This window comes from Candidatus Methanomethylophilaceae archaeon (assembly GCA_017524805.1).
GTDB lineage: Archaea > Thermoplasmatota > Thermoplasmata > Methanomassiliicoccales > Methanomethylophilaceae > Methanoprimaticola.
In genome coordinates, this window is the sequence record JAFXUX010000033.1 from 66,885 (window position 1) to 88,761 (window position 21,877).

At 53.3% G+C, this 21,877-nt stretch carries 21 protein-coding genes; 9 read left to right on the forward strand and 12 right to left on the reverse strand.

Going from position 1 to position 21,877, the window contains the following annotated elements:
- Window positions 1-59: 59 nt before the first annotated feature.
- From IKP20_07055 to IKP20_07070, 4 genes are all read right to left on the reverse strand, one after another.
- Window positions 60-209, reverse strand: coding sequence for a 50S ribosomal protein L40e (locus IKP20_07055; GenBank protein MBR4504709.1), 150 nt, complete (start codon window positions 207-209; stop codon window positions 60-62).
- Between the two features lie 178 nt (window positions 210-387).
- The gene (locus IKP20_07060) at window positions 388-1,329 is read right to left on the reverse strand and encodes a TIM barrel protein (GenBank protein ID MBR4504710.1); all 942 of its coding nucleotides are present in this window, start codon (window positions 1,327-1,329) and stop codon (window positions 388-390) included.
- A 4-nt stretch (window positions 1,330-1,333) separates the two neighbouring features.
- Window positions 1,334-1,882, reverse strand: a complete 549-nt coding sequence (locus tag IKP20_07065) for a hypothetical protein (protein ID MBR4504711.1) — start codon at window positions 1,880-1,882, stop codon at window positions 1,334-1,336.
- Between the two features lie 186 nt (window positions 1,883-2,068).
- A complete protein-coding gene (locus IKP20_07070) occupies window positions 2,069-3,295 on the reverse strand; it encodes a methionine adenosyltransferase (protein ID MBR4504712.1) in 1,227 nt (408 codons plus the stop codon).
- A gap of 132 nt (window positions 3,296-3,427) precedes the next feature.
- Here IKP20_07070 and IKP20_07075 point away from each other — a divergent pair, with 132 nt between their 5' ends.
- Window positions 3,428-3,958, forward strand: a complete 531-nt coding sequence (locus IKP20_07075) for a CBS domain-containing protein (GenBank protein ID MBR4504713.1) — start codon at window positions 3,428-3,430, stop codon at window positions 3,956-3,958.
- Between the two features lie 5 nt (window positions 3,959-3,963).
- Here IKP20_07075 and rnz read toward each other — a convergent pair whose 3' ends face one another.
- Window positions 3,964-4,878 (reverse strand): ribonuclease Z, encoded by a 915-nt coding sequence (rnz, locus tag IKP20_07080; GenBank protein ID MBR4504714.1) that lies wholly within the window; start codon window positions 4,876-4,878, stop codon window positions 3,964-3,966.
- Window positions 4,879-4,900: 22 nt separating this feature from the next.
- A complete protein-coding gene (locus IKP20_07085; GenBank protein ID MBR4504715.1) occupies window positions 4,901-5,113 on the reverse strand; it encodes a hypothetical protein in 213 nt (70 codons plus the stop codon).
- 85 nt (window positions 5,114-5,198) lie between these two features.
- Here IKP20_07085 and IKP20_07090 point away from each other — a divergent pair, with 85 nt between their 5' ends.
- The 4 genes from IKP20_07090 (at window position 5,199) to IKP20_07105 (ending at window position 9,484) form a co-directional block, all read left to right on the forward strand.
- On the forward strand, window positions 5,199-6,212 hold the full coding sequence (locus IKP20_07090; GenBank protein MBR4504716.1) for a hypothetical protein: 1,014 nt from the start codon (window positions 5,199-5,201) through the stop codon (window positions 6,210-6,212).
- A gap of 81 nt (window positions 6,213-6,293) precedes the next feature.
- Window positions 6,294-6,953: a ribulose-phosphate 3-epimerase gene (gene rpe / locus IKP20_07095; protein MBR4504717.1), complete on the forward strand. Its 660-nt coding sequence runs from the start codon at window positions 6,294-6,296 to the stop codon at window positions 6,951-6,953.
- A gap of 9 nt (window positions 6,954-6,962) precedes the next feature.
- Window positions 6,963-7,991: a flap endonuclease-1 gene (gene fen, locus IKP20_07100; protein MBR4504718.1), complete on the forward strand. Its 1,029-nt coding sequence runs from the start codon at window positions 6,963-6,965 to the stop codon at window positions 7,989-7,991.
- A gap of 107 nt (window positions 7,992-8,098) precedes the next feature.
- Complete coding sequence (locus tag IKP20_07105; GenBank protein MBR4504719.1) at window positions 8,099-9,484, forward strand: hypothetical protein; 1,386 nt, start codon at window positions 8,099-8,101, stop codon at window positions 9,482-9,484.
- A 145-nt stretch (window positions 9,485-9,629) separates the two neighbouring features.
- Here the strand turns inward: IKP20_07105 and IKP20_07110 are convergent, their stop codons facing one another.
- Window positions 9,630-10,748: an SEL1-like repeat protein gene (locus tag IKP20_07110; GenBank protein ID MBR4504720.1), complete on the reverse strand. Its 1,119-nt coding sequence runs from the start codon at window positions 10,746-10,748 to the stop codon at window positions 9,630-9,632.
- A 148-nt stretch (window positions 10,749-10,896) separates the two neighbouring features.
- On the opposite strand from IKP20_07110, the gene IKP20_07115 reads away from it, so the two are divergent.
- Window positions 10,897-12,279: a hypothetical protein gene (locus tag IKP20_07115; protein ID MBR4504721.1), complete on the forward strand. Its 1,383-nt coding sequence runs from the start codon at window positions 10,897-10,899 to the stop codon at window positions 12,277-12,279.
- 417 nt (window positions 12,280-12,696) lie between these two features.
- Here IKP20_07115 and IKP20_07120 read toward each other — a convergent pair whose 3' ends face one another.
- From IKP20_07120 to IKP20_07140, 5 genes are all read right to left on the reverse strand, one after another.
- Window positions 12,697-13,347, reverse strand: coding sequence for a hypothetical protein (locus IKP20_07120; protein ID MBR4504722.1), 651 nt, complete (start codon window positions 13,345-13,347; stop codon window positions 12,697-12,699).
- Between the two features lie 61 nt (window positions 13,348-13,408).
- Window positions 13,409-14,584 carry an acetylornithine transaminase gene (locus IKP20_07125; protein ID MBR4504723.1) on the reverse strand — a complete coding sequence of 392 codons (1,176 nt, stop codon included), beginning with the start codon at window positions 14,582-14,584 and terminating at the stop codon, window positions 13,409-13,411.
- 5 nt (window positions 14,585-14,589) lie between these two features.
- The gene (gene argB, locus IKP20_07130) at window positions 14,590-15,390 is read right to left on the reverse strand and encodes an acetylglutamate kinase (GenBank protein MBR4504724.1); all 801 of its coding nucleotides are present in this window, start codon (window positions 15,388-15,390) and stop codon (window positions 14,590-14,592) included.
- 9 nt (window positions 15,391-15,399) lie between these two features.
- Window positions 15,400-16,626 carry a bifunctional ornithine acetyltransferase/N-acetylglutamate synthase gene (argJ, locus tag IKP20_07135; GenBank protein MBR4504725.1) on the reverse strand — a complete coding sequence of 409 codons (1,227 nt, stop codon included), beginning with the start codon at window positions 16,624-16,626 and terminating at the stop codon, window positions 15,400-15,402.
- Between the two features lie 2 nt (window positions 16,627-16,628).
- Complete coding sequence (locus IKP20_07140; protein ID MBR4504726.1) at window positions 16,629-17,645, reverse strand: N-acetyl-gamma-glutamyl-phosphate reductase; 1,017 nt, start codon at window positions 17,643-17,645, stop codon at window positions 16,629-16,631.
- 245 nt (window positions 17,646-17,890) lie between these two features.
- On the opposite strand from IKP20_07140, the gene IKP20_07145 reads away from it, so the two are divergent.
- From IKP20_07145 to IKP20_07155, 3 genes are all read left to right on the forward strand, one after another.
- Window positions 17,891-19,231, forward strand: coding sequence for a hypothetical protein (locus tag IKP20_07145; protein ID MBR4504727.1), 1,341 nt, complete (start codon window positions 17,891-17,893; stop codon window positions 19,229-19,231).
- Window positions 19,232-19,361: 130 nt separating this feature from the next.
- Window positions 19,362-20,693, forward strand: coding sequence for a phage holin family protein (locus IKP20_07150; GenBank protein MBR4504728.1), 1,332 nt, complete (start codon window positions 19,362-19,364; stop codon window positions 20,691-20,693).
- A 66-nt stretch (window positions 20,694-20,759) separates the two neighbouring features.
- Complete coding sequence (locus IKP20_07155; GenBank protein ID MBR4504729.1) at window positions 20,760-21,875, forward strand: hypothetical protein; 1,116 nt, start codon at window positions 20,760-20,762, stop codon at window positions 21,873-21,875.
- The last annotated feature ends 2 nt before the right edge of the window (window positions 21,876-21,877 follow it).

Sequence of the window (21,877 nt, forward strand, 5' to 3'; positions counted from 1 at the left end):
CGGTTCTTTCTGGTGACCGGCCGGAATGGCCGTAAATAGATGTGGAAGAGGAGAATTCCTCACTGCTTCCTGCTTTCCTTTGCTTTGGGCCTGAGGTTGCTGTAGCCGCATTTCCTGCACTTTGTAGCCTTGGGGGCGTTGGTGGCATAGCAGTTCATGCAGACAGACTTCTCAAGGAGCCTTTTCTCAGCTTCTTTGAAGCGTGCCATCTTAATTCCTCTGGACATTCGCATTATGCAGGTCATATAAAAAGGTTTTATGAGCGAAAGCGCCCCTCAGTAATCGCGCGTATATGCCATGGCAAAATCACGAAACTGTTTCCGACCTAGGCAGACAGCAAAAACAACACACACTGCCGCATTTTCCTTCCCAGAATCGGATTTCTGATTACGGAAACAGAGATCTCTGCTTGATGAAGTCCTCGATCGGGCCTGATTCCGATCCGGGCATCTCGTGGGTGACATATTCCGGTTTGAGAATGTCCAGCAGCTCTTTGCATGAAGGATCTGAGAAGGGCATGTGCCTGTCGATCATCTTCACGTGATGGTATACCCCGCGTATGAAATCCATCAGCGGCTCCTCGCCCGGAACTACGTCCTCAAAACTCTCGCGATAATCCGCGGATGCGCTGTAATGGAAATGGACCGTCCTCACCTTATCTACGACGTCATTGCTGTATCCAGAGAATATGTCTGCGAGAGCGTCTATGCCATCCTTCTCCGTGCGTATCCCCGGAAGGCAGCTCATCAGATGGCCGGTGTCTATGCAGAGGCCCCAATTCGAGAATTCCAGTTTCCTGTCCAGAATCCTGAAACCGGAGCTGTCAACCATCCTGAGGCCGGGCCACCAGAGATTCTCGAAAAGAATCTGGAACGGGGGCTCGCCTCCCTCCATATCGGCAACGACGCGGTTCATGACCTCCGCGAACTTGGAGATCACGAAATCGTCCGTGTGAGGGAAATGATGGGTGCGGATGCTGGGGATGTGCGCGTTGCCCAGATGGAGGACACCGTACGGTGGTCTGACAGTTTTCGCACGGTCTATGGCCAATGTTATGTTGGACACCACTTGCTCGGGAGAGCGGCCATACATGTAATACATGGACGACATCTCGTCCATTTCATAGGGCCTTCCCTCCCAGGCGGCCAGCCAATCGGTGGCATAAGGGAGATGGACCGCTGAAGACAATTGCTTGTGGGAATCTGGGATGGGCTCATAAGAAGTGAGCATCTCCAGGCCGTCGCAACCTATGGCATCCAAGAGGGCGGGAGGGTTCCTCCCGAAGAATCCCATCTCTTGGTATACCGAATAGCTGAGGTAATGCCTCATAGCCTCAGAATAACTCCAAAGCGGCGGATACTGCGGCTTCCACGGCGCTGCAGATGTTGTCCGCGCCTCCGATGATCAGAGCGTCATTCGGAGTCAGACCGGTGTCACGGATGGTCTTGGCGATGGCGGGCGACTTCTCATCCAGATTCCAATCCGGTGGGACCATCAGCTTGCCGTCGCGGATGAGAATGGTTGTGCATCCCTGAGCGCCCATCTTGACGCCGACATCCCTCTGCTCCATTCCGTTCTTGACTTTGTCGGCCGCCCCGAGGACGATTACGGCCTGCTGGAAGTCCCCCATGACGCTTTCGGGGACCTTTATGTCGACCGGCCTTATCGGAATCTGCCTGAGGAATTCGAGCCCTGCGGAGGTGATAGTGATCCCGGTCTGCTTGATGAAGATGAAATCCCACTCTTTCAGCGTATCGATGATCCTGCGCATGCTGCCTTCTCCGATGCCGACCTCTTGAGCCAGCCTCTTCCGCCCCATGCTTTTGCCGCCGGAGAGTACGTGAAGAGACCAGTAAACGTTCGCATCGTTGAATCTGAACATCGGGCCGAATTGAGGTTCGTCGATTATCTTCAACCATACCACCTGAGTAGAGATGTCATGGGCATTCTGGTTTTTAATAATGTTGGATGGGATTGAAAACCATCATGCAACGGTTAGTCACATTTCTTGTAATGGCGTAAATAAATCCAAAACAGATGGATGGAAAAGGTTTGGATGGGAAGGGGATCAGAAAGTCCTGACCTTCCCATCGATGATCATATCGGACACTTTGTCCACGTTGTCTAGCCAGTACTCGGCGACGGACTCGGCCTCGGACTTCCATGCGGCCAGGTGGGGATCCTTCTCCGCGTTGGGCAGAACGATCTGGACGGAGGCGTTGAGAGGCTCGGACACAGGCTTACCGATCTGGGAGAGGAGCCTGACCCTGATCTCAGCCTCATTGGTAACCTTCTCTGCGATCTCGTCCGCGATGAGCTTGGACATGACGTTGTAGATCTTTCCGATGTGGGTGATCGGGTTCTTTCCGGACGTGGCTTCCATAGACATGGGCCTGTAAGGAGTGATGAGCCCGTTGCATCTGTTACCCCTTCCGACGGATCCGTCGTCTCCCATCTCCTGGGAAAGACCTGTGCAGGTCAGGTAGTAGTTTCCGCGCTCGTAATCGTCTCCGGTGTTGATCTCAAGCTTGTAAGTTATGTCTTCGCTGCCGATGATCTTGAGAGCGTTGTCGGTTACGCAGTCATACATCTGCTCTATGGCGGATTTGTAGTGGCCGGCGTCGGGGATGTATTTGTCGACCATCGCGCAGGCGATAGTCATGGTGACCTCGTTGTCGACCCTGGAGCACATTACCTTGACATCCTGTCCGGTCTCAGGGAGCTTCTTCTTCATCTTGCCGTTGATGAATTCCTCGGTGAGAAGGGTGAGCTTGTCGGTGATCGAATAGGGCGCATAGCCGACTCCGAAAGAGGTGTCGTTGGCAAGAGTCTTCCCTGCGCTGTAGATGCCGGTCAGATCGTCGGAACCCATTCCGAGTTTGGCGTCGAGGATCACCTGGGAATCCACATCGAGGTTGGGGAATGTCTTCTGAAGATAGTCGTGGGCTGCCTTGAGCGCCGTGGGTTTGCATGGGAGATCCTTGCGGTTCTCGCCTTCTCCGGCGTAAGTAGTCGCGCGCCCTACGAGAAGGATGTAGACCGGGTCGATGATGTATCCGCCGCCGAACTTGGGCGCGGCTTCCCCGGCGGCGATCTGGGTCTCGTCGGTATTATGATGCAATACGTGCCCGAATTCCTTTCTGTACATCCTGCAGAGGGCTTTGCTGACCTCTTCTGCCAAAGCGTCGGAAACGCTGTCCGGATGTCCGATCCCTTTTCTTTCGACAATCTCAATCTTTTTCATCGGCGTGGGAATCTCGTTAAGCCCTTCCGCGTGGATATTCTTCGAAGTCATTGGAAACATTCCCTCTTTAGTTTAAGAATAGAAAATAGTCGTCATAGATAAACAATACGGAAGACAATATTCAAATAAGAATATAATAATTACATATGCATGAAATTCCCGCCGTCTACGGACATCCGCAGGATAAGGAAGAATTTGGATGTCACCCAGATGCGCCTTTCGGAGCTGTCGGGCGTCAGCCAAAGCACGATCGCCAAAATAGAGCAAGGAAAAATCTCCGCCAGCTATGCCACCGTGGTGAAGCTGTTCGAGACTTTGGATGAGATCAGGGAGTCCGGGAGGAAGGATCCTACCGCGATCGAGGTGGCTTCCAAAGGCGTTATGAGCGTCCAAAGCACCGAGAGCATCCTTAACGTGTCGGAGATGCTCAAAATGACCGGGTATTCCCAGCTCCCTGTGATGGAGGGGGAGATCCCAGTCGGTAGCATATCCGAAAGGGACATATTCGATGCCATGAGGCAGAGCCATTCCGCGGATCAGATGAAGACCACTAGCATCTCCAAGATCATGAAGGAATCCTACCCCATAGTTTCTGATAACGCTCCCATGTCGTCGGTTACCATGCTCATGACCGACAGCAACGCTGTTCTCGTCGCCAAAAAAGGGAAGATCGTAGGCATCATAACCAACGCCGACATGCTGAAGCTGATCTGACTCGGTCAATCCATTTTCCTGGCCGCACGATTGGTTATCTCGTAGCGATCGAAATCGTCGGCCAGAATCGTTTCGGAGAAGACCGCCTTGGCTTCCTCCAAGAGAGAATCCCTGCAGTCGTCATAGCGATTGCTTATGTGGGTAAGGAAAAGATAGCGCACGCCAGCTTCCTTGGCGGTGGCCGCCGCCTGCAGCGCGGTGGAATGGAAATGGCTGTCAGCCAAAGACGTTTCGGACGACATATACGTAGATTCGTGGATCAGGGCGTCGACGTCACCTATGGCATCCGCTATCGCCGAAGTTGATCTGGTGTCTCCAGTGTACGCGACGCGGATCCCTCTTCTGATGGGACCGACCACCTGCTCCGGAAGAATCCCTTTGACGGTTTCGCCCCTCTTCAGGCGGGCCATGTCCGGTCCGTCTTTGATGCCCAACGAAAGGGCCTTCCCTCTGTCGAGTTTACCGGGAGAATCAGGCTCGGACACGATGAATCCGACAGATGGCAATCCATGGTCCGTCCCGAAAACAGATACCTTCATCTTGCATACGGAAAACTCGTTTCCATGGTCGGCCTCGACGACCTCCACAGGATACTCGGTCTCGCCTTCGGTGGCATCCATGATGGCTTTCAGAGGCGCTGCGAACCCTTTCGGGCCGCATATCATCAGAGGGTCCTTCCTTCCAAGAAGCCCCATGGTCTGGAGGAGCCCGGGAAGGCCGAGGATGTGGTCGCCGTGGACGTGGGTTATCAGAACCGCGCGTATCTTCATGAACGAGAACGGCGAAATCATCAGCTGGCGCTGGGAACCTTCCCCGCAATCCATGAGGATGATGTCAGATCCGCTGCGGAGGGCGATGCAGGATGTGGACCTATTTCTGGAGGGGAGACTGGCTCCCGTGCCAAGGAACAGTATCTCCATCCTAGCACCGCCAAAAAGGGAATCAATAGACCTGATCCAACGATCTGTCGGTCTTGGTCTCTTTCTTGAATTCTTTATAGTGCTCTTTGCAAAGGTGTATCTGCCTCGCGCTGGGGTCTTTGAGATCAAGAGAGGATTTGGACACCTGTTTGATGTTGAAAGACCTCTCCGCCGGGTTATTGCACCCGGAAACGTCACAGATTTCGGTCGCTGTTTCATGCTTAGCCAATGCCATGGGATACATAATCGTCTCCATAAGGTATAATTATGATGGGATGGCTGGGATTTCATTTATATATAGACGATTGGCATCCATTTTTATGAACACTAAAGACGAAATATGCGACGCATTGGACGGAAATAGAGGCGACCAAGCTCCCCCCGCGATATTCACCCAGACTGGGACGGTCGGGCAGATGGACAGATGCGGGGCCTGCTGGCCGGAAGCGAATTTCGACGCTGAGAAAATGGCTCAGCTGGCCGTCCAACCGGCGGAGATGTTCGGATTCGCCATGGCAAAAGTGCCGTTCTGCGTGACCATAATCCCCGAGATATTGGGATGCGATATCAGCAAAGGGAACAAAGGGGCCCAACCCGCTGTGACCGCATCCCCTTGGAGGAACGACGACATGATGCTTGTCGAACCTCCGGATGTGATGTCTCCCGATGAGTTCCTGTCTTCCGGGAGATGCCCGATGATTTTGGAGGCGGCCGAAAAAGTGAGGTCGCGCAGAGAAGACCTCTTCCTGATATGCGGGATGGAAGACGCATTCTCGACCGCGTACCAGATGACTGGGTTGGAGACGTTCCTGATGGGCGCGATGATGGACCCGGATCTTTGCAGATCCTGGGTGGAAGCCGTCAAGCCTTGCCTCAAAGCTTACGCGGCGGCCCTTTCCGAAGTTTCCGACGACGTCCAGCTGATCGTCGAATCCGCGACCGACGTTATGCCCGCCGAGATGTTCCACGATTTCGTGGAGGGGAGCGCCTCCGACATCGTGGGTTGCATCAAAAAATCGTATTCCACCGTGCACAGCTGCGGAGAGACGTCGGAAATCCTCGAGGATCTGGCTTCCATGGGTGAGACGGGACTCTCCGTCGAGACATACTACGATCCAGTGGGTGTCGCAGAAAGGATAGCGAAGAAGGTCCGCATAGTCGGCGGCGTGCCTCCGGTTAACCACCTGATGCAAGGCACCCCCGCAATCATCCGCGAGGACGCCATCAAATGCTCAGACGCCGGATTCGCCATCATAGCGCCGGAATGCGGGGTCCCTCCGCTCACTCCCAACGAGAACCTGATGGCCCTGGCCAAGTACAGGGAAAATCTCTGATCCGATCCGGGGGCCTCCCCGGACCTTCCTATCAGCCAGCGGAAAAAAAGGATAATATCTTTCGTCGCCAATGGCGGGAGCATGACCAAGGTCTCACCCTCGATGCTTTCCGCCGATTTCTCTAAGCTCGGCGAAGAGCTCGTCCGCGTTGAGGCGGCCGGCGCGGATTGGGCCCACCTCGACGTCATGGACGGGATGTTCGTTCCAAACATTACATTCGGGCCTCCCATCATAAAATCCATACGCAAATGCTCGGGCATATTGTTCGATGCCCATCTGATGATAGAGGATCCGTCAAGATACGTGGACGCTTTCGCCGATGCCGGCTGCGACATGATCACCGTCCATTGCGAGGCCGAGGGGAACATAGCCGAGGCAATCGACAGAATCAAGGGAAGAGGGCTCAAAGCTGGTGTTTCGCTGAACCCTGAGACCCCCACGTCAAAAATCATCCCTTATCTGGGCGATGCGGATCTCGCTTTGGTCATGACGGTACATCCCGGATTCGGAGGGCAGTCCTTCATCGGGGAATGCGTGCCGAAGATCGGCGAAATCAGGAAATGGGCCGAAAACAGAGGGAAAAGGCTTGAGATCTCCGTCGACGGCGGGATAAACGCCGAAACCGGGAAAATCTGCGCCGACACTGGGGCAACCGCCCTAGTGGCTGGGTCCTCCCTGTTCAGGCTGGACGACATGGCGCCCGAGATAGCCAGATGGAAGCTGTACGGGCCTACGCTCTGAGGTGATTTTATGGGAGTAAACCTTTCACCGATAGTGGAGCCCAGGGAGATAGAGCTCTCGGAACTCCGCGGCAAAACCGTCGCAGTAGATGCGTACAACACCATCTTCCAATTCCTTTCGATAATCAGGCAGCCGGACGGAAAGCCCCTCATGGACCAGGACGGCAACGTCACGTCGCATCTCTCCGGGATACTGTATCGCACGTCCAACCTCATCGAAGCGGGCATCGAACCGGTCTTCGTGTTCGACGGCAAGGCCAACGCCCTCAAGGCGGGTACTATAGAGGAAAGGATAGCCCGCAGAGAGAAGGCGAAAGAGGAATACGAGCAGGCTCTGGCCGAAGGGGACCTCAAGAAAGCGTTCTCCAAGGCGCAGCAGACATCCAGAATGACTCCCGATATTCTCGAGAGCTCCAAAAGGCTGCTTGAGCTCCTCGGGATACCCGTAGTCCAGGCCCCCAGCGACGGGGAAGCCCAGGCGGCCTACATGTGCTCCGCCGGTTCCGTCTATGCGGCGGCCTCGCAGGATTTCGATTCCATACTTTTCGGGGCGCCCCTGCTTCTGAGGAACCTTACGATGTCGGGAAGGCGCAAAATCCCCGGCAAAAACGCCTACAAAGACGTGAAAACCGAACTCATAGACACCGAGAATATGCTCCAAAACCTCGGGATCACCAGAGAACAGCTCGTGGACGTGTGCATCCTCATAGGAACCGATTTCAACCATGGGATCGACGGCATAGGGCCGAAAAAAGGGCTTAAACTCATACAGAAGCACGGGAACCTGGAGGAGACCCTGCCCGCGATTGGCAAGGAGATCCCCGAATACCAGGAAGTCCGCGACATTTTCCTGGACGGCCCGAAATCCGACGATTACGACGTCAAGCATGGCACGGCCCTTCTGGAAGAGACCGTGGAGATGATGGCTGGATATGGGTTCTCCGAGGACAGGGTGAAAGCCGTGGTCGGCAGGATCGAAGCGGCCAGGAAAACTGAGGACAGCAGGAAAAAGCAGAGGTCCCTGGACGGATGGTTCTGAGCTTAAAACCTGGGGCCCGTGCACGGCCCTGGGAATCCCCGAGGGTCGATTTTTTGCTATATTGACTTTTCAATAAAACTTTATATCCAGCATCTATGCTGTCAAATGTGGGCAGAGGAGAATTATCGATAGGCCCTGCGAGAACTCGCGAAGAAAATGGAAGGGCAATCCAAGAAGTAGACATAACCTTCGTTCTTCCGGGGGAGAATGCCCAGACCAAGACGCTGTTCTACAGCGTGCAGGCCGAATATGGATACGGCCTGTGCTCGGATCTCTCGGACGCTTATGTGATGGCGTCCCTCGTCTATTGCATGAGGAGAGGGCTGGACATCGTGGCGGAATCCCCAATGAGCAGCCACCTCTACCACAATGTTACCGAGTACCTGATCCCCTCCCTTGTCCATACTGACGGCCACCTCGAAGCAATCAAGATCCATGCCCCTATAACGAAGGACTCGAAGGTACGCGCCGGAAAGCACGTGGGTACGGGAATGTCATGCGGCGTGGACTCCATGCACGCGCTCTGGCACTATCTCGACTACGAAGACAGCAGCCGCAGGCTGACGCACTTGTGCATAACCGATGTCGGAGCTTTCAACGTCGTTTACGGCAGCGATGAGAATATCAAAAAAGTCAAAGAAAGATCGTACGAACGTGCAAGAACAGTATCCGAAGACATCGATCTTCCTCTGATTGAAATCGAATGCAACATAAGAGAAGTATTGAAGCAAAGCCACAGGCTGACCCATACCTACACAGACCTGTTCTCCATAATGATGCTGAGATACTTCTGGAAGGTCTATTACTACGCATCAGTGGGCGACGGGAAGCTTGCCCTAGAGCTGGAAAACAACAGCAGACACGACTCCGGATACTATGAGATGTTCATCCTGCCTTTGGTGTCCGACGGAAAGCTGGACATTATGTCCGAAGGATTCATCTCGAATCGCTTCCAAAAAATCAAAGACATAAAGGACGCCCCGTACGCCCAGAAATACCTCTACTCCTGCGTGAAAAGGAGCGAGAATTGTGGCGTCTGCAGCAAATGCCTCAGAAACCTTTGGAATCTGGATGCGCTCGGTTGCCTCGATTCATTCCGCGATGCTTACGATATCGATGCTTACCTGAAAAAACGCAGAGTGCTTATGATCAAACTGGCCAATCAAGCCGGAAAGAATGATTTCGTCGAGGATGCGATCGGCGTATTCGCCGGCAACAAGGATCCAGATTACCTTTACGCCCTAAACAGCATAAAGAAGATTGAAACCGCAGTATCCGATTACGAAAAAGGCAAGAATCTGAAAAGATGCTTCAGGATATTCAAACATTACAGGCGTTACAGCACTCTGGCCTACGTATACTACGGCAAATCGCTGTTGGAAGGGAAGGGAACCGCCGCCGACGAAGAGCTAGGAAGGAAGGTCATGGAATCCGATAGGGCCAGAAAATACCTGCTGAAACACAGGGTTTCCGAAGATGACGAATCGGAATAAGAAAAGAATACCCGGCCAACTCCGAACTCTTCCTGATGCGCTGGAAATCCATCTCTGTGCCGATCATCTAACAGAACGATGTGTCGCTTTTGATTCCCATATTGCCTGTGGCAAAGACAAACCCGCATATCTGTTCTTTCAACCCTCAGGATTCTTTGTATTCTATCGTCCTGTTCAATGGCACTACAGTCGTACCGTCGCTTAAATCCTTAGCGACAGTGGCTCCCGCGGCAATCTTACAATTATTACCGATAACTATGTTCCCCACCAATACGGCTCCAGCACCGATGAATACGCCATCGCCAATTTTAGGTGCCCCATAGCGTTTATGGCCCTTCGTCTTATTGGACCCGATTGTCACCTGCTGGTATATAGTGCATTTTTTTCCGATCACCGCTGAATCACTGATAAAAATGGAAAGAATCCCGTGAGGAAAACTGGGGATCGCCGAGATTTTGGAGCTTATACCTATCCAGCTTCCGCGCTTCTCCAAGACATAATAATAAAGATTCAACATCATTTTCTTGTCAGAAGCGCCACTTTTTATAGCTTTTCTTAATCTGAATATATATTCTACCTGCCATGGTATCCTTTTGCCTAAAAACATTGATTTTTCAAATAATTCATATGATTTATATAAATCGCGAGGCACCACGTCACCGTCGAAATAAAACTCGGATAATAGAAATATGCATCTGGACGACTGGCTGCTATTGCAAAGCAAAAATGATTCGCGACGGTCGTTAATATCGGTGCTTTGGAAGAGTATGTTAGCTAGCGGTGCCACAGCCTCTTTCACTCCGGATTTGACTGCGGATCTCAGCATCATTGTTGCTTTGCTGATATCCTTCTTTGTCACTTTACCTTCAATATACATCATTCCGAGCCTATAATAGATGCCATCGTTTCCTAAAGCCTCCAATGACTTGCATAAATCAAAGGCGCGTGCCCTTTCAGTTTGGCTTTTGCTTGAATATAGCTCATCAATCAACAGAACAGATGCATCCTGATTTCCGGATTTTGATGCCTGCTCCAATAAATCTATAGCTTTTTTTCTGTCACTGGGAACAATGTTTCCTGTAAGATACCACTCCGCAAGCATAAGCTGGAAAGCGGGCCTACCTTCCCGCGCTAGTTCCGTGCAGATTTCTGCCGCTTTCAATCTGCTTTCCTGATTCCCTGATGCATATGCATTGATTAAAGACAGAAAAGACGACTCATCATCGATATCGTCGATCGCTGAAAGAACAGAATTATCACTCATGCCCAACAACCTCAAGCATTTCTCCATTATTTAAGTGCCACTTTAGTGCTATGCGCGAATTTTAAGTGAAAATACACGTCTTATCAAGGACTACTTATTTCATACGTGATTCGGAAGTTGTTAATATAACATATCCTTGCCGTCAGATATGGACAGAGGAAAATTGTCGATAGGGCCTGCGAGAACTCGCGAAGAAAATGGAAGAGTGATACAGGAGGTCGACATTACCATAGCTGTTCCAGGTGAGGATACCCAGACCAAGACGCTGTTCTACAGCGTGCAGGCCGAATATGGATACGGCCTGTGCTCAGATCTCTCGGACGCTTATGTGATAGCGTCGCTCATCTACTGCATGAAAAGAGGGCTGGACATCGTGGCAGAATCCCCCATGAGCAGCCATCTCTACCACAACGTGACCGAGTACCTGATTCCCTCCCTTGTCTATACCGACAGCCGCCTCGAAGCAATCAAGATCCATGCCCCTATAACGAAGGACTCGAAGGTACGCGCCGGGAAGCACGTGGGCACGGGCATGTCGTGCGGCGTGGACTCCATGCATGCGCTCTGGCACTATCTTGACTACGAAGACAAGAGCCGCAGGCTGACCCACCTGTGCATAGCCAACGTCGGTGCCTTCAATGGCCTTTATGGCAGTAAAAATAGTATTAAAAAAGTTAAAGATATGGCATATGAACGCGCCAGAACGGTATCCGAGGACATCAAACTTCCTCTGATCGAAATCGAATGCAACATACAGAGCGTGTTAAGACAGGGCCATAGGCTGACCCATACATACACGGATCTGTTCTCCATATTGATGCTGAGGTATTTCTGGAGGACCTATTACTACGCATCGGTGGGCGACGGAAAGCTTGCGCTCGAGCTGGAAAACAACAGCAAGCACGATTCTGGATACTATGAGATGTTCTTGCTGCCTTTGGTGTCCGACGGAAAGCTGGACATCATGTCCGAAGGATTCATCTCCAACCGCTTCCAGAAACTCAAAGACATAAAAGACGCCCCGTACGCCCAGAAATACCTCTACTCCTGCGTGAAAAAGAGCGAGAACTGCGGCGTATGCTCAAAATGCCTCAGAAACCTTTGGAATCTGGATGCACTCGGATGCCTCGATTCGTTCCGCGATGCTTACGATATCGACGCTTACCTGAAAAGACGCAAAACAAACATGTTCATTCTGGCCAATCAATCCGGAAAGAATGATTTCGTCGAGGACGCGATCGGCGTATTCGCCGGCAACAAGGATCCAGATTACCTTTATGCCCTGAAAAGATTGAAAAATCTTGAAACCGCAGTATCCGATTACGAAAAAGGCAAGAATCTGAAAAGATGCTTCAGGATATTCAAATATAACAGGCGTTACAGCACTCTGGCCTACGTATACTACGGCAAATCGCTGTTGGAAGGGAAGGGAACCGCCGCAGACGAAGAGCTAGGAAGGAAGGTCATGGAATCCGAGAGAGTCAGAAAATACCTGATGAAACACCCTGACCTCGCCCCACATGATGCCTGAGTAGGTATGCAACTCTGGTCACGACAGAAAAAATCGAATAAGCCGTTCGTCGAGAATGCCGCCCGCGTCTTCTCAAGCAACAGCAATCCAGACTACCTAAGCGTCTTGGGCAAGATAGATGCGCTCAGAAACGCCGTATGCTACGACGAAAAGGCGAGAACATAGAGCATTGTTAGAGACTTTCTCAAAACAAATGTCTCGACAAATGGCCTTCTATTGTTAGACAAAGAGAGATTTGAGAACAAAGGGACCGACACCTACAAAAAACTCGTGAAATAGATCATCAGTTCCGCTCAGGTCAAAGCATAGTTGAGGAAACGTCGTCTAACCAGTATAACAATTAGAGCTGCATCCGACTATCCTTAAGCCTCAGAAAGCACCAAATCATCATAACAAATGCGAGACCTATTGCGGAAGTCAATGGACCAAAGCATCATACAAGAAAGCCAGACCCAATTCCAGACGCTCCTCAATGCGCTGGAAATGCGACCCGGGGCCGATCGACACTTCCGTCTCGCATCCCCTGGATCTGAGAATATGCGCCGTCTCTTCCGTGCGTTCCCTGACAGTGCGGAGTATGGCGCATCCGGAACGTTCCTCCCTGTCTCCCAGAGAAAGGAAGGCCTTTTTCCCTTCGCCGCTGAAATCCAAGTCTCTGAGATACTCGACCCAGCCTTCGTACCACAGGGAACCGGACATCGATGAGACAGCGGAGAACATGTCGCCATGGGTGAAAGCATACAGCGAGAACAGCCCTCCGAGAGAATATCCGGCAATCCCATATGCCGGCGGAGACAAGCCGTGAATCTCCACCTCTTCAGGTATAATCTCTTCGACGAGCCGCCTCAGAGTCTCGTCTGCATTGCCGCCGAAATCGGGATCCCCTGCACGCAGACCGGGGGCCTTCCAAGGCGTCAGGGCATCGTTCCAATCGTCGTACCTTATGTCGATGACGTTGGCATTATGGGGCGCCGCAGATGCTATGTCGAACGGATGGCCGGCCATGTCGATGAAAATGATGCATGGCGCGAGATCGTCCCCGCATGGAATGAATTCTGTCTCTGCCATACGTCCGATGCCTCCGATCGCAACCAATTGAATGGCCGCCGGTTTCCCGGCGAAAGAAGTTTCAGAAAGCGCTTTCCTTGAAGAGCGCAGTGAATCTGTCCTTTTCCGCGTCGCTCAGGATGAGCGGAGGAATGAGGCGTATGGTGTTGCCGTGGCAGACGTTGACCAGGACGCCGTTGTCGCGGCAATGCTTCTGGACGTTGGATGCCGATTCGGCGGTATCCATCTCGATCCCGATGATGAGGCCGTATCCGCGGACTTCCTTGGCTTTGGGGGAGCCGACCGCGAGAAGGTCTTCCTTCCATCTGGCCCCCATCTCTCTCGCATGCTCGACGACCTTGTCGCGCTTCATGACGTCGATGACGGCGTTTCCCGCGGCGCATACCAAGGGGTTGCCTCCGAAGGTAGTGCCATGTGTTCCCGGAGTCATCACCGACGATATTTCCTCGGTCGTCGTGACGGCGCCTATCGGGAGACCTCCGCCGAGAGCTTTGGCCATAGTGATTATGTCCGGGATGACACCGAAGTTCTCTATCCCGTACCACTGGCCGGTGCGTCCGATTCCGGTCTGGACTTCGTCGCAGATCATCAGAGCGCCCTTGTCGTCGCACACGTCGCGGACGGTCTTGAAGAACTCCTTGGGCACGGTGCGGACCCCGCCCTCGCCCTGTATGGGCTCCACTATGACCGCCGCTGTGTCGGAATCCACCATCGATTTGATCTGCTCACAATCCCCGTAGTCGAAATACTTGAACGCGTCGCTGATCAAAGGCTCGAATGATCTTTGGTATTTCTCCTGCCCTGTGGCTCCGAGCGAGGCGGCTGTTCTTCCGTGGAAACCGTTCAAGGCGGACAGTATCTTCCCGCGGCCGGTGTAGCGCACCGCAGTTTTGAAGGCACCCTCGTTGGCTTCCGCGCCGCTGTTGCAGAAAAGCGTCCGATCCAGATTTCCAGGGGTTATCGACGCGATTCTCTCGGCGAGCTCCGCCTGCTGCTCCACGTAGTAGAGATTCGACACGTGGCACATGCGGGAGGCCTGCTCCTGTATCGCCGCGGTGACGTCAGGATGCACATATCCCAGCGAATTCACGGCGATTCCGGCCACCAGATCCAAGTATTCTTTTTCTTCCGTATCGTATAGGCAGCATCCCTTCCCATGCGTGAAAGACAGGTCTATCCGCCCGTAATTCTGGAAAAGGAATTGCGATGATTTCTCTTTGATATCGTTGAATTTCATTTCTCTCATCCCGTGACGATCGTTCCGCGGCCCTCAGACATGATGCCGCTCTCGTCTTTCCCGTTCACCATGCGGACCGATGGTACGCCGGCTTCCAACGCTTTGATGCAGGATTCGACCTTCGGGATCATCCCGCCCGAGATCGTCCCGTCTTCTATGAGGGCGCGCGCCTCTTCTATGGTCAGCGAATCTATCTTGGACGACGGATCGGCGACATCCCTCAGTATTCCTGGGACGTCGGTGATGGCAACCATTCCGGAGCACCCTATGCCCACGGCGATTCCGGCGGCCATTGTGTCCGCATTGACGTTGAGCATGTTTCCTGCGGCATCTTTCCCGATGGGATACACAACAGGCACTATTCCCTGCTCGATCAGATCGAACAGAGGCTGGGGGTCCACGTCGGTAACCTCTCCCACCAATCCGAGATCGACTTCCTTTTCCTCTCCGTCTTCCGAGGCTTTGATGGGCGCTTTCTTCTCGCACGAGGCGCAGAAATAGCCCGGGATTCCGATGGCGTCTGCGCCGGATTCCCTGAGGCAGCCGACCATGTCTGCGTTTATCTTGCGGAGCACGGTCTCAGCGACCTCCAAAGCATCCTTGTCTGTGACTCTGACGCCGCAGACCTTGACCGGCTTCAAGCCTCTCCTCTCCATCTCCTCAGATATTTCCGGGCCTCCTCCGTGGATGAGAATCAGCTTTTTGCCTTCTTTCAGCATGGCCGCCATCTCCGACGAAAGGCGCATCATATCGCCTTTCCCGCGTATGGCATTCCCTCCGAACTTGAGCACGTACAGATTGTCCATGAGAACAGCTCACGTAGCGTATTCCGCGTTGATGCGGACGTAATCATAGGTGAGATCGCAGCCCCAGCCTATGGATTCCTCCTCTCCCACTCCGAGATCGACCAGAATGCTGACCTCTTTGTTGTCCATCGCCATGCGGACGACCTCCACAGCGCGCTCGTCCTGGAAAACAGGCGACCCGGCATCCAAGATCGGGACTTCCATGTCCCCTCCCTTGATTATCAGGCGCATCTCCTCCAAGTTGAACTTTGCGCCGCTGTTCCCGACGGCCATCATTATGCGCCCGTAGTTGGGGTCGGAACCGAATATGGCTGACTTGACCAGAGGCGAATCGATGATTGTCTTGATGACTTTGCGGGCATCCTCCTTGGATTCCGCCCCGGTGACCTGGACCTCGATGAGCTTGGTGGCTCCCTCCCCGTCCATCGCGATGGTGCGGGCGATCTTGGTCATCACGGTGCGGAGGGCATCCTCGAACTCGGGATCCTCGTCTGCGCATTTGCCATTGGACATGCCGTTGGCGAGCAGGATGCAGGTGTCGTTGGTCGACTGGTCGCCATCCACGGAGACCATATTCATGCTGTCGTCGAGGATGGACTGCCACTTCTCGCGGAAAGCTGGGGATAGGTTGGCGTCAGTGGTGACCAGAGACAGGGTGGTCCCGTGCAGGACTTTCATGTGGGGCGAGATCATCCCGCTTCCCTTGGATATCGCGCCGATATACACCAGAGTGCCATCGCTCAGGCGGACGCGGGCGGCGCATTCCTTTTTGATGGTGTCCGTAGTCATGATGGCTTCGGCAATCAGGCCGTCGGCCTCTCTGCCGGAGCTCAGCTCTTTGGCGGCGCGGGATATCCCGTAGCGGATCTTGTGCATGTCCATGAAACGGCCGATCAGTCCCGTAGACATGACTCCGACCTGGACCGGATCCAGACCGAGCTCAGTCGCGACCGACTGCTTCATTGATATGGCGTCCTCGATCCCGCGGCGGCCGGTGAGAGCGTTTGCGTTACCGCTGTTCACCACGACGGCAGAAAGCGTCGGGGAATTCTCCTTCATCATGACCTGGACCGGAGCCGCCTTCACATTGTTGCTCGTGTAGCCCACGAAAGCTGCCGCCGGCACCTCGGAATACAGCAATCCGAGGTCGAGCGAGCGATATTTAACTCCGCTGTGGACGCCCGCCGCTTTAAAGCCCTGCGGGGTCGTAACTCCTCCATCGATTATTTCCGTCATATTCAAACCCCCAATCCCGGGAAATTGAGCCCGGATCTCTCATCGAGACCTAACATAAGATTCATGCACTGGACCGCCTGCCCAGATGCGCCTTTGACAAGATTGTCCACCACGCCGAAGGCGACGGCTTTTCCGCCCAGGACGCGGGCCGACACCTGCGCGTGGTTCGAAGCGACGACCGCGCGGATGGACGGATCAGGAACGTAATGGACGAACGTCTCGCCGCCGTATTGCTTCCCGTAGATCGAATCGATCTCCTCCTGGGAGACGTCCTTCTTCAGATCGAAATAGCATGACGAAATTATCCCGCGAATTATCGGGACCAGATTCGGGACGAACGTTACCTTCGAATGCGAACCCGCGAAGCGATCCACTGCCATCTCTATCTCGGGCGTATGGCGATGCTTCCCTATGCTGTAAGGTATCACGGATTCACCGCATGTCGAATGGTGGGTGCGCTCCGTCGGCACCATTCCTGCCCCGGAAGTCCCGGATTTGGCGTCCACGACGACGTCATCGCCGACCACCCCCGATTTGAGCAGCGGGCCGCAAGCCAGTATTATGGATGTCGCATAACATCCGGGATTTGCAACCAGATCCGCCCCTTTGATTTCGTCGCGGAAGAATTCTGGCAGGCCATACACGGCTTTCTGAAGGTTTTCCACGTCAGTATGCTCATGCCCATACCATTTCTGGTATGTCTCCACGTCATGGAGGCGATAGTCCCCTGAAAGGTCTATGGCTTTGATCCCGCGCTCCAGCAATGCTGGGACCTCCTTCATAGCCACGCCATGGGGCGTCGCGACGAACACGAGATCGAGATCCGAGGCCTCCGAGATGTTGGAGATGAACTCGAGGTCCAAGTATCCCTTGAGATAAGGATGCGAATCCTGCACTTTCTTACCCGCGTTCTGACGCGACGTCATCGCGGCTATTTCGACGTCCGGATGGACGGATAGGATGCGGGCAAGCTCTCCGCCTGCGTACCCCGTTCCCCCAATGATCCCTACTTTTGTCATGTCGAAACGTCCAGTTAAGTGAGTCGAACCCACTGTCGTTAAGCCTATAAAACTATTGTTTAGCAAAAGACATCTATTGTCTGATTTGTTGATGCACTGTCGCTCTGACACTTTGCATATCCAGATGTCGACATAGAGACCATTCACGGCGACATCAAAGGGAATCCCCCGAAAACCGATGGTTCTGGGAAGCGACCAAGGATATATGCGTAATGCATTTCCGCAAAACAATGGGGCGAGAAAGGATGGAACGCATCAACAAATCCGTCATCATATTTGGAGGCACAGTATCATTCATACTCAGCTGCTATTTGATGATCGAATACGTAGCCCTGATTTACGGATTCTGGACCCTCGTACCCGCCGCCATAGGCCAGATCATCCTGTTCGTCATCCTGGCCAGCGCATTTAAAAACATGGGCTATACGAAGTACCACAATACTTTCGTCACGTTCGACTACCGTACATATGTGGACTTCCTGAAGAATTTCGTCGTGAAATTCAAAGATTTCATAATCGAAGAAGGGGAAGAGCTGATGGATTGGGGATACATAGGAATCGGGATCATAATCCTGATGCTGTTCCCCCTTCTGCTGTCAATCGTAGGCTTCGCCGCATTCCTCCTCTGTTTCGCGGCCTATTTCTTCCTGGTGATGGTGGTTTACATCGCGGCTCTCGCCTTGGCCAAAGCGTCGGAATCCGGCGGCTATGCGAAAAACACGGGGCGCTGCGTTTGCCCGACATGCGGAACCGTCTTCGCACGCCCGATATACGTGTGCTCCTGCGGCCATCGCTACCCTTCAGCTTCGACCATAGAGCTCCGCCCTTCGATCCACGGGTTGACAAAGACGAATTGCGAATACTGCGGCGCGAAACTCCCTGTCAGCGGCGATAGGCGCTTATTGGATGCGATCTGCCCGGATTGCGGCGGCAAGATATCGACCCAGGAAGGCCGCCCCTATCTGGTCACATTGGCCGGTTCTTCCGGATCCGGGAAGACCGCCCTGGCTTTCTCCGCGATGAAAGCCTTGGAAAGCACCGGGAAATCGGAATACCCCTATGGGAATGCCTATGGCCTCAGAACGCCGAAAACCTACAGCCCGCCTTACGTCATCAGCGTCGACGCCTCCAAGAAAAGAAAGCAATACCTCGCTCTTTTCGACATAAATGGGGCATATTTCAGCGACAGCGATGACGTAGGCCAGCAACCGCAGTACGGCCAGGAAAATGCCATAATCATAACGATAAACCCGCTCTCGCCGGATGCGACCTTGAAAGATGAGAAGGCGACGAACATTTTCTGGCAGAAATACCATTCAGTCTCGCAGACTTCCCTGTCCGATTCCATACATGTTCCGCTGCATGTGGTGGTCACCCACGGCGATTTGGAAGGGGATAAGGCCGATATCAAAGGATATCTTGAGTCTAAAGGGTATGGGCTGATCATAAAATCCCTTGAAAGCAACTTCCGCAGCGTCTCCTATCACATCTGCGATGCCAGAGACCCGAAAGAGGTCGCGAAAGTTTTCTCCGATGCGATTTCCGGCGGGAACAAAGCGTTATCCGGCGCATTCCCGAAAATATGATGGCATAACGGTCACGAAATTTCCGGATTCCGATAAGATATAACTATCAACAACGACATAACGGAACGAGTTCGTTGCGCCCGAAACATGCGTACGAAACATCGGCAAATGTCGTCGCGGAGCTGGTCAATTGGAATCGCTCAATAAAGCTGTGATAATACTGGGACATATTCTGGCGCTTATTATCAGCGAATTTGTGATGTACTGCGTGGGGATCGTCAATACCGACCTTTACATCTCCATTCCCGTAGGAATAAGCATGATCGGCCTGGTGGTCGTATTGGGGATGTCCATGTACAAAATCGATTACAGCGAATTCCACAACACATTCGCCGTCTTCGATTATCACACCGTGATCAGGATGATCGTCAAAAGCGCCGAAGGCTTCGGAACTCTCATCGGCTTGGCGCTGACATTCGGCGTATACGGGATCGTCCTGATGATATTCCCGCTCATCCTGGGGATCATTGGGTTCGTCATCGCTCTGATCGTCTTCCTGATCTACTACTTCATTGTGATGATCATATTCGTCACGGTTCTGGGCTACTCGAAGATGAAGGAGAGGGCCGGTTACGCCAAAAACACCCGCCGCTGCGTATGCCCGAGCTGCGGCGCCATATTCGAGCGCCCGATCTACGTCTGCTCTTGCGGCCAACGCTATCCCACGGCGAATGGCCTGGACCTCCGCCCATCGATCCACGGGATCAACCACACCCATTGCGAAGTGTGCGACGCAAAACTGCCTGTGACTGATCGCCACAATAAAAGACGCCTCCTCGATGCGGTATGCCCGGAATGCGACGCCATAATCAATGCCAAAGAAGCCAAGCCCTACATTCTGACCTTGGCCGGGCCGTCCAAATCCGGGAAGACTACCCTCGCTTTCTCCGCTATGTATGCGATAGAGAAGAGCGGAAAATACTCCTACCCATACAGTTCCTCTTACAGCGGAAGCACCCCCAAAACATACAGCCCGCCTTACGTGATAGATGTGGACGTCTCCAAGAAGACGAACCGCCATCTCGTCATGTTCGACATCAACGGCTCATACTTCAGCAGCGACGAGAACGATTTCGGACAGCAGCCCCAATACGGGCAGGAAGACGCAATCTTCGTGACGATAGACGCCAGCGCCCAGGACGCCGCGGTCAAAGCCGAACTGGCCGTCAACGAATTCTGGCAGAAATACCATTCGATATCGCAGACCTCTCTGACCAGCACGATCCGCGTCCCGCTTCACCTGGTGGTCACCCACAAAGATGCCATCGGAGACCCGGGAGACGTCAGGGGATATCTGGTATCCTCTGGCTTCGGGCAGCTGATCTCCATGCTGGACAACAGCTTCAGCAGCGTCTCATACCATATATGCGATGCAAGAGACACAAAAGAGGTCGCGAAAGTGTTCTTCGATGCGTTCGTCAGGCTGGACTCGGACGTGGCGAACATGTTCTACAAGGCGTGAGGAAGGACATCGACATTTATGCGCAAGTGATTTGACTGCAAAACCCATTATAGATTACAGGATGCCGTGGTTCAATTGATCTGCTTTCATTGCTTCCAAGAAATCGACAAGGAACTGTACATTTGCAACAACATAAGATGCACCAGCCCCACCAAAGAGGTTGTCCCCAACATAAGCGGCGGCAAAAGGGTGTGCCCCACCTGCGGGAAAAAGGTGGGATTCCGCATATGCCCCAACTGCAAATGCCAAATACCTTTCGACCAGGAGAACCAGAAGAACATCTTCTACGCGATCGCCGGGGTCAGAGGATGCGGGAAAACCCACTACATGACCGTCCTGATAGACAGGATGAAAGAGCTGTCCAACGAGTTCGAATGGAACATACAGGGCATAGGGGACACGGAAGAGATCTACAGAACCAACTATTACAACCCGCTCTTCAAGAACCACACCACCCTGGAAGGTACGGACCCTCTGAGCATCAGGAAGGATTACGATGTACTTTCATACAGGCTGAAGCTGAAGAATGGCAAGACCATATACCTGCATTTCATCGACACCGCCGGAGAAGACGTCCGCGACATCAGAGGGACCTCCGCAATAGGCAATTACCTGTCTTACGCCCAGGGCCTCATATACATCATCGATCCGACCATATGCGACGGAGTATCCGATGTCGTCGGGAGCGGCCACGGCGCAGACGAAGACACCGATTACATCTCCACTTTCAACAGCATCTGCCAGACCATCCGCAGCTTCAACAGGATCGGCGACAAGAAGAAGATCCCCATCCCGCTGGCGATAGTCATGGCCAAAGTGGACGTGCTCCTCCGCGAGCCAAAGAGCCAGGAGGAGATGAGCGCGCTTCTGGGGCCGGAATCGGCCATCAACAAACCCAGGGTGAAAGGGAGGTTCGACGAGGAGAACAGCTACGCCATCGACCAGGAGATCCGCGGATACATCGGAAAATACTCCAGCGGGCAGATCAATCAGGCCGCGGAGAGCGAATTCAAGGTCTCCCGCTTTTTCGGGGTCTCGGCGCTGGGCAAAGACCCGGAGGGAAAGAGGATCGACAAGATCGAGCCCCTGAGAGTGGAGGACCCCATCCTTTGGCTGATCTACGGCAAGAACACCAAGACCGACAAATTCCCCGATCTGCCCGACCTATTCCACAGGAGGTGAAC

Coding starts and splice junctions, on each gene's coding strand:
- IKP20_07065 (MBR4504711.1), bottom strand. CDS start 1,882: ATGTTCAGATTCAACGATGCGAACGTTTACTGGTCTCTTCACGTACTC.
- IKP20_07120 (MBR4504722.1), bottom strand. CDS start 13,347: ATGGCAGAGACAGAATTCATTCCATGCGGGGACGATCTCGCGCCATGC.
- IKP20_07085 (MBR4504715.1), bottom strand. CDS start 5,113: ATGGCATTGGCTAAGCATGAAACAGCGACCGAAATCTGTGACGTTTCC.
- IKP20_07125 (MBR4504723.1), bottom strand. CDS start 14,584: ATGAAATTCAACGATATCAAAGAGAAATCATCGCAATTCCTTTTCCAG.
- argB (MBR4504724.1), bottom strand. CDS start 15,390: ATGGACAATCTGTACGTGCTCAAGTTCGGAGGGAATGCCATACGCGGG.
- IKP20_07140 (MBR4504726.1), bottom strand. CDS start 17,645: ATGACAAAAGTAGGGATCATTGGGGGAACGGGGTACGCAGGCGGAGAG.
- IKP20_07110 (MBR4504720.1), bottom strand. CDS start 10,748: ATGAGTGATAATTCTGTTCTTTCAGCGATCGACGATATCGATGATGAG.
- IKP20_07055 (MBR4504709.1), bottom strand. CDS start 209: ATGGCACGCTTCAAAGAAGCTGAGAAAAGGCTCCTTGAGAAGTCTGTC.
- rnz (MBR4504714.1), bottom strand. CDS start 4,878: ATGGAGATACTGTTCCTTGGCACGGGAGCCAGTCTCCCCTCCAGAAAT.
- fen (MBR4504718.1), top strand. CDS start 6,963: ATGGGAGTAAACCTTTCACCGATAGTGGAGCCCAGGGAGATAGAGCTC.
- IKP20_07090 (MBR4504716.1), top strand. CDS start 5,199: ATGAACACTAAAGACGAAATATGCGACGCATTGGACGGAAATAGAGGC.
- IKP20_07145 (MBR4504727.1), top strand. CDS start 17,891: ATGGAACGCATCAACAAATCCGTCATCATATTTGGAGGCACAGTATCA.
- argJ (MBR4504725.1), bottom strand. CDS start 16,626: ATGACGGAAATAATCGATGGAGGAGTTACGACCCCGCAGGGCTTTAAA.
- IKP20_07070 (MBR4504712.1), bottom strand. CDS start 3,295: ATGACTTCGAAGAATATCCACGCGGAAGGGCTTAACGAGATTCCCACG.
- IKP20_07060 (MBR4504710.1), bottom strand. CDS start 1,329: ATGAGGCATTACCTCAGCTATTCGGTATACCAAGAGATGGGATTCTTC.
- IKP20_07115 (MBR4504721.1), top strand. CDS start 10,897: ATGGACAGAGGAAAATTGTCGATAGGGCCTGCGAGAACTCGCGAAGAA.
- rpe (MBR4504717.1), top strand. CDS start 6,294: ATGACCAAGGTCTCACCCTCGATGCTTTCCGCCGATTTCTCTAAGCTC.